The sequence below is a fragment of the Longimonas sp. genome, assembly GCF_040409695.1.
Lineage (GTDB): Bacteria > Bacteroidota > Rhodothermia > Rhodothermales > Salinibacteraceae > Longimonas.
In genome coordinates this window covers 1-11,968 of the sequence record NZ_JARWGJ010000072.1, presented here as the reverse complement: position 1 = coordinate 11,968, position 11,968 = coordinate 1, and the positions used below count along the sequence as shown (strand labels likewise).

4 protein-coding genes and 1 pseudogene are annotated in these 11,968 nt (G+C 63.1%); 3 read left to right on the top strand and 2 right to left on the bottom strand.

The features are described 5' to 3' along the window. Positions 1–1,241, bottom strand: a pseudogene (locus PPP56_RS04410) (hypothetical protein); the annotation flags it as partial. A gap of 275 nt (positions 1,242–1,516) precedes the next feature. Between PPP56_RS04410 and PPP56_RS04405 the strand changes: the two are divergent. Both PPP56_RS04405 and recG read left to right on the top strand, forming a co-directional pair. Next, positions 1,517–5,254 (top strand): multifunctional oxoglutarate decarboxylase/oxoglutarate dehydrogenase thiamine pyrophosphate-binding subunit/dihydrolipoyllysine-residue succinyltransferase subunit, encoded by a 3,738-nt coding sequence (locus PPP56_RS04405; RefSeq protein ID WP_353562822.1) that lies wholly within the window; start codon positions 1,517–1,519, stop codon positions 5,252–5,254. Positions 5,255–5,427: 173 nt separating this feature from the next. Beyond that, a complete protein-coding gene (gene recG, locus PPP56_RS04400; RefSeq protein WP_353562821.1) occupies positions 5,428–7,530 on the top strand; it encodes an ATP-dependent DNA helicase RecG in 2,103 nt (700 codons plus the stop codon). 68 nt (positions 7,531–7,598) lie between these two features. On the opposite strand, the gene PPP56_RS04395 is transcribed toward recG, so the two are convergent. Beyond that, a complete protein-coding gene (locus PPP56_RS04395) occupies positions 7,599–8,675 on the bottom strand; it encodes an Ldh family oxidoreductase (protein ID WP_353562820.1) in 1,077 nt (358 codons plus the stop codon). A gap of 512 nt (positions 8,676–9,187) precedes the next feature. Here PPP56_RS04395 and PPP56_RS04390 point away from each other — a divergent pair. Then, a complete protein-coding gene (locus PPP56_RS04390) occupies positions 9,188–11,917 on the top strand; it encodes a cation-transporting P-type ATPase (protein ID WP_353562819.1) in 2,730 nt (909 codons plus the stop codon). The last annotated feature ends 51 nt before the right edge of the window (positions 11,918–11,968 follow it).

Genomic DNA, 11,968 nt, shown 5'->3' with positions numbered 1-11,968 from the left:
CCGTCATAGATGGCCATCCCGTTCATGCGGCCCGGATCGCCGTAAGGGGCCTGAATCGCTTCGGTTGCGGGGTCGTCGGCTGCGAGGTCGGCAAACACGTCTTCGATGATGCGGTCGCCGTGCTCCTCACACGCGGCTTCGAGGCCGTCGTAGTCAACCAGCTCGCAGATGCGCTCGTACGGGTCGATGATGTCGACCCGGTCGTCGGCGGCTTCGTTGATGGTCGCGATATCGTTAAAGGGGAGCAGGTGAAAGTGCGTCAGCCCCGCCGCGCTCAGCCGCTGCAGGTGCTGCATGCCATCGGAGCCGGCGTGGGTAAAGGCGCGATAGGTGCCCCGGTCGGAGGCGGGTACCGTATCGTCGTGCATGCTGAAGTCGCGCATGTGTCCTTCGTACGCGGTGATGCTGGTGGGATGCGGCTGCTCTTTCCGGATGGCATCCCAGCCATCGGGTTTGAGGGCGTCGTCATTTTCCAGGTCGACAAACTGGCTGTACTCGCTGTCGGTAGCGAGGCTCACCGAATACGGGTCGGTGACTTCGAACGTGTGCATCGCGTTCGTTGTGGGGTGGTACACCTCGACGTGAAAGCGATAGAACGCGCGATCCCAGTCGGCATCGCCGCGGAAACGCCAGACGCCGTCATCCGGAGCGGGATCGTCGGGTGCGATGGTGGCGACGGTGTTTTTATCGGCATCAAACAGCTCCAGCTCAACCGACTGCGCGGTGGGCGCCCACAGGTGCACCGCCACCGAGCCGTCGTCGGCATACTGCGGACCGAGGGGGCCGTCGTAGGTGAAGTAGTGGTCGATGGCGCCGTGCCGCTGCACGAGTGTGGCATCGACGACCGTGTCGTTTTCGTCGTAGGCAAGCGCTACGAGCTGTCCTTGAAGCGCCTCGGCAGCGGTTGGAGGATCAATGTCGAGCGCGAAGGCCGGTGCATCGGCGATGTGACGGAAGGGCGCATCGAGGTCGAGGCGGACGTTCGATTCGAGCGCGATGGGTTCGCCTGCGGCAGCCGTGCCGTTGTCTACAGCGACCGACGCATCGGAGCTGTAGCGAAGTTCATAGCGAGCAGCATCGGGCGCATCCACCCAGAGCAGGTGTTCGCCGTCGATCCAGTGCGCGGCTGCGTCTTCGATTTCGGAGGCAGGAGCAGGGGCGTCGGTGTCGCATGCCGCGAGAACGAGGAGCGGCACCACGAGCAGGAGAGCGAGGCGGGGAGCTGAGAGCGAACGGAGCATATAAAGCAATCTGGTTTGGGGATGCGGAGCGTACCCCATAAAACAAAAGCCCACGCACAGAATCCACCGTACGACTGCGCGGGGAGGACGCTCCGGTCGGTTTCTGCTACTTAACCGAAGGATGCGGGCCGCATGTAAGGGAATGCACCGGGTCTTCAACACCCGGTGAACATGGCATAGAAGCAACGATATCGTGAACCCTGTGAGGCTCAATATCGTAGGGGAGCAATACGATCTGAGTGCACCATCTTCACCACAAATCTACCGGGCCGCCTGTGAGCTCTCTTGGTTTTAATACGGGCTACATCGAAGAAATCTATAAGCAGTATCTGGACGATCCGCAGAGCGTGAGCGAGAGCTGGCGCGACTTCTTCGCGGATTACGAGCCAGACGCTTCGTTTGTAACCGCTTCCCCGCCGCCCTCCGAAACGGTTGATGCGTCTGCTTCCGACGGCGCGCCGGCCGAAGCGCCAGCCTCTGAGGCGCCCGCTTCGGAAGCTCCCGACGTAGACGTATCCAAGAAGGAGCGTACGCCTGCGGGCGACGGGGCGGTGCAGCCCGTTCGTCCGGCATCGGCCCCGACGGTGGCCGATGACGTAGAGGTGCATGCCATGCGCGGCGCCTCGGCAAAGATCGTGGAGAACATGGAAAACAGTCTGGGGGTGCCCACCGCCACGTCGGCGCGCACCATGCCGGTGAAGCTGCTCCTCGAAAACCGGAAGCTCCTGAACGACTACCAGCGGCGCGTGGGAGGCGAGAAGGTGTCGTTTACGCATATCATTGCGTACGCGCTGGTGCAGTCGATGAAGAAGTACCCCGACATGTACAGCACCTTCCAGCGCGATGAGGAGGGCACGCCGCAGCACATCGTGCCCGGGCAGATTAACCTGGGGCTCGCGATCGACATTGAGCGGCGTGGAAAGCGTACGCTGCTGGTGCCCAACGTGAAAGACGCCGGCAGCATGACATTTGCCGAGTTCCTGGGCACGTACAACGACCTGATCGACCGCGCCCGCAACGGAAACCTGCAGCTGTCGGACTTCCAGAATACGACAGCCACGCTAACGAATCCGGGTATGATCGGGACGTCGATGAGCGTGGCGCGCCTGATGCCGGGGCAGGGCGTGATTGTGGGCGCCGGGGCCATTGGCTACCCGCCCGAGTACCGCGGCTATCCGGGCGACGTGGTGAGCAAGGCGGGCGTATCTCCCGTTATGACGCTCACGTCGACCTACGACCACCGCGTCATTCAGGGCGCCACAAGCGGCAAGTTCTTGAATTACATCGAGCAGCTGCTTGGGGGCGAAGACGAGTTCTACCGTACCCTCTTCTCGGACCTGAGCGTACCCTACCAGCCGTTCGAGATGTCGGCCGATACCACGCCCCAGCTGGCACGGCGTCCGGGCGACGACCTCGACATGACGGAGAAGCAGGCCTCGGTGCTGCAGCTGATTCGTGCGTACCGCGTGCGGGGGCATCTGCAGGCCGATGTGAACCCGCTGGGCTATCAGTGGCGCTACCACCCGGAGCTCGACCCGGCGACGTACGGACTTACGGTATGGGATCTCGATCGCGAGTTCATTACAGGCGGGCTTGGCGGCGAGGACGTGCTTCCGCTGCGCGACATCCTGAAGATTCTGCGCGAAGCCTACACCCGAAAGGTCGGTTCCTCGTTCATGCACATCTCCAATCCGGAGGAGAAGGACTGGATTCAGGATCGCGTTGAGCCGATGCGCAACGCCGACCCGCTCTCGAACGAGGAGCGCCGGCACATCATGAAGAAGTTGAACGCGGCCGAGGCGTTCGAGCGCTTCCTGCACACGAAGTACATCGGCCATAAGCGCTTCTCGCTCGAAGGCAGCGAAACGATGATTCCGATCATCGACACGCTGCTCTCCGACGCCGCAGAAGCGGGCATGGAAGAAGCCGTTATCGGGATGGCGCACCGCGGGCGTCTGAACGTGCTGGCGAACATCCTCGACAAGCCCTATGAGCAGATCTTCTCTGAGTTTGAGGGCAACATCGATCCGAGCACCACGCAGGGCTCGGGCGACGTGAAGTACCATCTGGGGTCGGATAGCGTGTTCAAGAACACGTCGGGCGACGAGATCCACGTGACGCTCGCTTCCAACCCGAGCCACCTGGAAGCGGTGAACCCGGTCGTGCAGGGCATGATACGCGCCAAGCAGGACCACCTGCGCGGCCAGGACGCCGACGCCGAGCGGGACGTGCTCAACGCCGCATTTCCGCTTCTCGTGCATGGCGATGCCGCCTTTGCCGGACAGGGCGTGGTGGCTGAGACGCTCAACCTGAGTCAGCTGCCCGGATACAAGACGGGCGGCACCGTGCATCTGGTTATCAACAACCAGATTGGTTTCACGACCGTGCCTGAGGATGCGCGCAGCTCGACCTACGCGACCGATATTGCCCGGGCCATTGAAGCCCCTATCTTCCACGTAAATGGCGACGACCCCGAAGCCTGCGTGCGCATCGCCCGCCTGGCGCTGCAGTATCGCCAGCGCTTCAACAAAGACGTGGTCATCGACATGATGTGCTACCGCGTGCATGGCCACAACGAAGGCGACGAGCCGACCTTTACGCAGCCGCTGCTCTACGAGAAGATCGAAGAGAAGCGCTCGCCGCGTAAGATCCACACCGAACAGCTGCTGCGCCGCGGTGAGGTCGAACCCGACGAGGCCGAGCAGCTCCTCGATGACTATCGCGGTCGCCTGCAGGAGGCCTTCGAGCGCACCAAAGATCTTGAAGAGAAAGACGCCGAGAAGATTATCGAGCAGCGCACGCAGCGCAAAGGCGACGATCTCCTTCCGCGCGTGGAAACAGGCGCCGACCGTGCTCACCTGGAGCGGGTCGTTGAGGCGCTTACCGACCTGCCCGACGACTTCAACGTACACCGCAAGCTGCGCCGTCAGTTTGGCAAGCGATCGGAGTTCTTCCATGAGAAGGAGCGCATCGACTGGGCGTTCTCGGAGTCGCTTGCTCTGGGGTCGCTTCTGCAGGAAGGCACGCCCGTTCGCATGAGCGGACAGGATACGCGCCGTGCTACCTTCAGCCAGCGCCACGCTGTGCTGATCGACCAGGAAGACGGCAGCGAGTACACGCCGCTCAACAACCTCTCCGACGACCAGGCCAAGCTGCTGATCTACGACAGCCTGCTTTCTGAGTATGCTGTAGGCGGCTTCGAGTACGGCTATTCGGTTGAGGCGCCCGACGCACTCGTGGTATGGGAGGCGCAGTTTGGCGACTTCGCGAACGGCGCGCAGATCGTGTGGGACCAGTTTGTCTCTTCTGCGGAACAGAAGTGGGGGCAGACCTCCGGACTCGTAGCGCTGCTGCCGCATGGCTACGAAGGGCAGGGGCCCGAGCACTCGTCGGCCCGCCTGGAGCGCTTCCTGCAGATGTGTGCCGAGCAGAACATGATCGTGGCCAACTTCTCGACGCCCGCAAACTACTTCCATGCGCTGCGCCGACAGATCAAGCGCGACGCACGAAAGCCGCTCATTGTGATGACACCGAAGAGCCTGCTGCGGCACCCGCTCTGCGTGTCGACTCCCGATGAGCTTATGAGCGGAAGCGTGCAGGAAGTCATTCCCGCCACGGCGGATCCGCTCGGCGTGAAGCGCCACGTCTTCTGCAGCGGCAAAGTCTACTACGATCTTGTGCGCGAGCTGGAGGGGAACGACGCGCTGCGCGACCAGATCGCGATCTCGCGTGTGGAGCAGTTCTACCCGTTCCCGAAAGAAGAGGTGCGCGACGAGCTCAAGCGCTACCAGTCGGCGCAAGACGTCGTGTGGCTTCAGGAAGAGCCCGCCAACATGGGCGCGTGGTCGTTCTTGCAGCCGCGCTTCAACGAGCTTCTGGAGGCACTGCACGGCACCTGCGAAGAGCGCATCCGCTACATCGGGCGCCCAGCCAGCGCGAGCCCGGCTACGGGCTCGGCCAAGGTCCACAAGCGCGAACAGGAAAACTTCATTGCGGACGTGGTTGACGTGTAAGCCCGCGCCGTCCATTCGGTACCCTGGAAGCGCCGAGCGATGCCTGCGGGCATGGCTCGGCGTTTTTCTGTTTGGGAAGCGAGCCTACACGGGCCCAGGCGCCCTCTGCTGAACCTGAGGCCGGGGCTCTCAGTTTGGGCGCTTGCCAGTCTGCCTCACCATTCGTATCTGCTATGAGCACCGACGACATCCTGGAGCGCTCGGTCCGCTACCTGAGCGGCGTAGGTGAAAAGCGCGCCGACGCCTGGGCCGAGAGCCACGGCGTGCGCACCGTGCGCGACATGCTGCGCTTCTACCCCCGCCGATACCTCGACCGCTCCACCACGACTCGCGTGCGCGACCTGCAAGAGGGCGACACCGTCACCGTAATGGGCACCGTGCGTACCTACGATGTGGTGCCGGGCAAGCGAAGCAAACGCTTCGAGCTGATTCTGGAGGACGACACCGGGCAGACCATGAAGGGCACCTGGTTTCAAGGGCTCTGGTGGATCCGGAAGGCCTTCAGCGTTGGCGAGCGGGTCGCGCTTCACGGCACGGTGCAGAAATACGGACGCTGGTTCTCGATCACGCATCCCGACTTCGACCGCCTCAACGACGATGCCGCCGCGCTCGATACCGGGCGCATCGTGGCGCTCTACCCGGGCGGACAGGCGATGGAGGCGGTGGGGCTTACTTCGCGGTCGGTGCGGCGCATCATCTACCGGTTCTTTAAGGAGCATGGCCTGGAGCTACGCGAGCAGCTGCCCGACTGGCTCGTTGCACAGCACGACTTGATGGAGGGCCGCGTAGCGCTGCGGGCGATTCACTTCCCCAAAAGCCACGACGAACTCGAACAGGCCACCCGCCGCCTCAAGTTTGAAGAGCTGTTCTACATCCAGCTGCTCCTGGCCACCACGCGCCACAAGCGGCAAGACGTAGCTGGTCCGGCCTTCGACGCACCGGGCCCGCACACGCGCCGCTTCGTCGACGAGGTGCTTCCGTTCGAGCTTACGGATGCGCAGCGCCGTGCCGCGCGCGACATCGTGCGCGACACCCAGACGGGCATCCAGATGAACCGGCTGGTGCAGGGCGATGTGGGAAGTGGCAAAACGGTCGTGGCGGTGCTGGCGATGCTGCAGGCCTACGACAGCGGCTATCAGAGCGCGTTTATGGCGCCCACCGAGATCCTGGCCGAGCAGCACGCGGCCAGCCTCGCCGAGTATCTTGAACCGCTCGACCTGCACCCGACGCTGCTTACCGGAAGCCAGTCGGCTACCGAGCGCGAGGCGGCGCTCGACGCCGTAGCCCGTGGCGCATCCCCTATTGCCGTAGGCACCCATGCGCTTATTCAGGAGACCGTGACGTTCGACCGGCTGGGACTGGCTGTTGTCGACGAGCAGCACCGCTTCGGGGTCATGCAGCGCGCTGAGATGTTCGCCAAGGGCGAGCGTCCACACATGCTGCTCATGACGGCTACGCCCATCCCGCGTTCGCTGGCGCTTACGCTCTACGGCGACCTCGACGTGTCGAAGATCGACGAGATGCCGGCAGGGCGCAAGCCGGTTACGACGGTGCAGCGCCACGAAAAGCAGCGCGCCGACGTGTACGCGTTCATCCGGGAGCGTATTGCGCAGGGCGAGCAGGCATATGTGGTGTATCCGCTGGTTGAGCAGAGCGAGAAGCTCGACCTTAAAGACGCCGAGAGCGGCTACGAAACCCTGCAGGCAACCTTCCCGGAGGCAACGGTCGGGCTCGTACATGGCCGGATGAGCGCTGATGCCAAAGATGAGACCATGCGTGCCTTTAAGGCCGGCGACATCGACGTACTTGTGTCCACGACCGTGATCGAGGTGGGGGTCGACGTGCCGGGCGCGACGGTTATGCTGATTGAGCATGCCGAACGGTTCGGGCTCAGCCAGCTGCATCAGCTGCGCGGGCGTGTGGGACGAAGCGACACGCAGAGCTACTGCATCCTGATGGCGGGATACAAGCAGTCGGCCGAGGCCAAGCAGCGCCTGGCGGCGATGACCCGTACCACCGACGGATTTGAGATCAGCGAGGAAGACCTGAGGATTCGCGGGGCGGGCGATTTCTTCGGTACGCGTCAGAGCGGCATGCCCGAGCTAAAGCTGGCCGACATCACCGAAGACACCGACATTCTCGAAACGGCGCGCAACGCCGCCACAGCCGTTATTAACCGTGATCCTACGCTCAGCGAAGCCACCCACGCCGAGCTTGCATCGTACTTCGAGCGCTACTACGCCGACCGTTCCATGGGCTTTCTTCGGGTCGGGTAAGCACTACAGGCAGCCGGTGCAGTCAGCCACTGCAGGCAGCGTATAGAGCGTATAGCGCATCGCTGCTGCTACGTAAGCGATACGCCCGTACGCTCGCTGATGGTGCGCAGGTCTGCTACCACGGGAGCAAGCAACGGCGCCCCTTGCTCAGCGCGGATGCGAGCGGCCTCGCGCTCCGGGTCGCCCGGAATGAGCGGGCCGTCGGTGCCGGGGGCTGGCTCGGTAGCGCGAAACGTGTGCACCCAGTCGTCGATGCGTGCCTTGAAGCGGTCTGGATCCATGAAGCCGTCGATGCGCCACGCATTGAAAAAGTGGCCGATGCCTGTGCCCACCTGACGCTCAGGCTGGGCCTGCTGCAGCGCAAACGGCGGCGCGAAGGGCCCCCAGTTGGCCCCGCTCATCACGCTCGTCAGCACATCTACCATGGTAGCCAGGCAGTAGCCCTTGTGTCCGCCCTGCTCGTACGTAGAGCCAAGCGGAAGCTGCGCACCGCCGTCCATCATCGCATCTGGATCGGTGGTTGGCTGGCCCTCCGCATCGATGGCCCACCCGTGCGGCATCGGCGTGCCTTCGCGCTTCGCAATCTCCACCTTGCCGTAGGCTACCGTGCTGGTGGCCATATCAATCACAACGGGCGGTTCATCCTGCCCGGGAAAGGCCATCGCGATGGGATTGGTGCCCAGCATCCGCTCAGCCCCCCAGAGCGGCGCCACCAGCTTGGTTGAGTTGGTCATTGCCATGCCAATGCAGTCGCGTTCAAGCGCCTCCAGCACGTAGTATCCGGCGATGCCAAAGTGATTGGTGTTGCGCACGCTCACCGCGCCGGTGCCCACCGCTTCCGCCTTGTCGAGCGCAATCCGGTTGGCAGCCGGCCCAACGACCAGCCCGAGCCCGTTGTCGCCATCTACAGTGGCGGTGCTTTGGGTTTCGCGCACCACCTGGATATCGGGTTTTGGGTTGATGCGCCCCGCGTCCAGCATGTCGGCATAGGTGATGAGCCGTGCTACGCCGTGCGAGTCAATACCGCGCCGGTCGGCGGCAGCAAGCACGTCGGCTGCCTGGGCGGCATCGGCCTTGGGCACGCCGTAGTGCCGAAAAACCGCTTCCGAAAAGGCGCGAAGGGTGTCGAGCGAGAAGCGGGTCATGCGAGATCTGAGATGCTGAATGAGAAAACGCTTCGAGGCATCGGTCCGCCCGATGCCGGGTGCAACCGAATGACAGACGCAAAGATTCTTTGGTGCATCTGCATACGTGTCGTCAGACGTCCGCTTTGGGTAAGCACCGCTCCGTTCATGGATTGTCATCTTGAGCGGAGCGGAGATGGTTTGAGCGGAGCGGAGATGGTTCCACCGAATGCATTCGGCGGCTACATGGGCCTCCTCCGTCGGCCTGCGCTCACCATAAACCGAAAAAAAATATACCGGTAGACACACGGGGAAGCCCGTCCTTCGTATCGCCCTTCGTATAAGAGCAGCGCATCGGACCACGATACGGCGTTAGCCCCTGCACCAGAGGCGCCGTACGCCATGCGGTACAGGAAAACGTTGCAATCAGCAACGCCCTGTCTCCAAAAATTAAGAAACCCATGCTGTAGACTGGTTGTGTGGAGAAATATACATTACGACATCTCACCCCTGCGATCAACGTCCTGTTACGTATGCCTGATGCCGTTCTGCCAGCCGATCAAACTGAACTAACCGCATCCGACGAAGCCCCAAACTGGCACGCGCACCCGCCCGACGATGTGCGGGAGCGTCTCGATACCCCTGCCGATGGCCTTTCGCCAGACGAGGCCCACGCGCGGCTTGAGCGATACGGGGCCAACGAGCTTGAGGTCGAGGAGAAAGAGTCGGCGCTGTGGCGCTTCCTGCGCCAGTTTAACGACGTGCTGATCTACGTCCTCATCGTGGCAGCGGTCGTTACAGCCGGACTCGGCGAGTGGATCGACACGGCGGTCATTGCCGGGGTGGTGCTCGTTAACGCCATCATCGGGTTTGTGCAGGAGGGCAAAGCCGAGGAGGCGCTCGAATCCATTCGTGACATGCTCTCGCCAAGCGCCCTGGTAGAGCGCGGCGGCGAACGGGTAGAGGTGGATGCGAAAGCCGTGGTACCGGGCGACATTGTGCTCGTGGAATCCGGAGATCAGATTCCCGCCGATGTGCGCTGGCTGGATGCGAACAATCTGAGCGTTGAAGAGGCGATCCTGACGGGCGAGTCGGTGCCGGTGGATAAACAGGTCGACGCGGTCTCAGAAGACGCAGCGATCGGCGACCGGGCGAGCATGGGCTTCTCGGGCACGGTGGTGCGGCGCGGACGTGGACGCGGCGTCGTTGTGGCTACGGGCATGGCCACCGAGGTGGGGCAGATCGGCGAGATGATGACGCAGGTCGAGCAGCTTACCACGCCGCTCATCCAGCAGATCAACCAGTTCGGGAAGGTCCTGTCGGTGCTTATCTTGCTGCTCTGTGTAGCGGCTTTCGCGTTCGGATACGCCTTTCGTCCGTACACCGTCGAGGAGCTCTTCATGTTCGTAGTCGGCATCGCGGTGGCAGCCATCCCGGAGGGACTGCCCGCGATCCTCACCATTACGCTTGCGCTGGGCGTGCAGCGCATGGCGGGGCGCAATGCCATTCTGCGCAAGCTGCCCGCTGTTGAGACGCTCGGCTCCGTGTCGGTTATCTGTTCCGACAAAACCGGTACGCTGACCCGCAACGAAATGACCGTTCGCCGCATAGCTACGGCGGATGCGCAGTACGACGTGACCGGGTCGGGCTACATCCCTGAAGGCACCCTGGAGCGCGATGGCGAAGCTGTAGAGGCCGACCCGCAGGCGCCTGTTACGGCACTGGCGCGCGCCGCCGCGCTCTGTAGCGATGCCACGCTTAAGCAAGACGACGACCAGTGGCAGATTGAAGGCGACCCGACGGAGGGCGGACTGGTTGTGCTGGCGGCCAAACTTGGCCACACCCGCAAGGCGCTGATCAACGAGGAGCCACGGCGCGACGAGGTGCCGTTTGAATCCGACCGGCAGTGGATGGCCACGCTCCACGATGCCGACGCAGGGATGCGTACCTACCTGAAAGGCGCTCCCGAGCGCGTGCTGGCCCTCTGCGCGCATCAGCACACGCAGTCGGGCGACACCGCTGCGGTCGACACGGACTACTGGGACGGGGTCATGGATGCGTTTGCGGGGGCCGGGCATCGGCTGCTGGCCATCGCCGAGCGCTCCGCATCCACCGAAACCCTTAGCGAGGAGGACGTAAACGAGGGCGGCTTCACGCTGCTCGGCATTGTGGGACTGATGGATCCGCCGCGCGACGAGGCGGTCGAGGCGGTGCGCGAATGCCAGGAGGCCGGCATTCAGGTGAAGATGATTACGGGCGACCATGCCCAGACGGCGCAGAGCATCGGCGAGCAGCTGGGTATTGGGGATGCAGACGCCGGGGCCATGACCGGCGCTGACCTCGAATCGATGGATAGCGAGCAGCTTGCCGAGCTGGTGCCGACGCGATCGGTCTTTGCGCGCACGAGCCCCGAGCATAAGCTGCGCATCATGGAAGCGCTGCAGTCGCACGGACGTATCGTGGCGATGACGGGCGACGGCGTGAACGATGCGCCTGCGCTGAAACGGGCCGATGTGGGCATCGCGATGGGCCAGAAGGGTGCGGAGGCAACCAAACAGGCGGCCGACGTGGTGCTGGCCGACGATAACTTTGCTACGATCGCGGCCGCGGTGCGCGAGGGGCGTACCATCTACGACAACCTGAAGAAGGCGATTCTGTTTATCCTGCCCACGAACGGGGCCGAGTCGCTTATGCTCATTGCGACGATGCTTTTCGCGTTCCAACAGACTCCCATAACGCCGCTGCAGATTCTGTGGGTGAACATGGTGACGGCGGTGACGCTGGCGCTGGCGCTGGCGTTTGAACCGAGCGAGCCGGGGATCATGAAGCGCTCTCCGCGCGACCCCGACGCCCCGATCCTGTCGGGTTACCTGCTCTGGCGCATCGGCTATGTGTCGGTGATTATTGCCATGGGGGCGCTCTGGCTTTTCTTCTACGAGATTGAGCACGGCGTATCCCTTGAAGTGGCGCAGACGATCGCTGTAAACACGCTGGTTGCGGGGCAGATTGCGTACCTCTTCAACACCCGGTTCATCTGGCAGTCGTCGCTCTCGGTGCGCCGCCTGCTGGGCAACCCGATTGCCTGGGGCGTGGTGGGCGTGCTGGTGCTGCTGCAGCTCGGGTTCACATACCTTCCGTTTATGCAGGTGGCCTTCAGCACCGGTCCGGTTGCGCTGGTCGACTGGGCCTTCATCGTGGGGATTGGTCTCGCGGTCTTCCTGGCCGTGGAAGCCGAAAAAGCAATCGTACGGCAGATCCAATAATGCTACCGGTACAGCACCGGGCAGAACACGAACCCGCAGAACACGAACCCG

Bases quoted from the DNA above. Each gene is read 5' to 3' on its own strand.
- recG (WP_353562821.1), top strand. From the start codon at position 5,428: ATGAGCACCGACGACATCCTGGAGCGCTCGGTCCGCTACCTGAGCGGC.
- PPP56_RS04395 (WP_353562820.1), bottom strand. From the start codon at position 8,675: ATGACCCGCTTCTCGCTCGACACCCTTCGCGCCTTTTCGGAAGCGGTT.
- PPP56_RS04390 (WP_353562819.1), top strand. From the start codon at position 9,188: ATGCCTGATGCCGTTCTGCCAGCCGATCAAACTGAACTAACCGCATCC.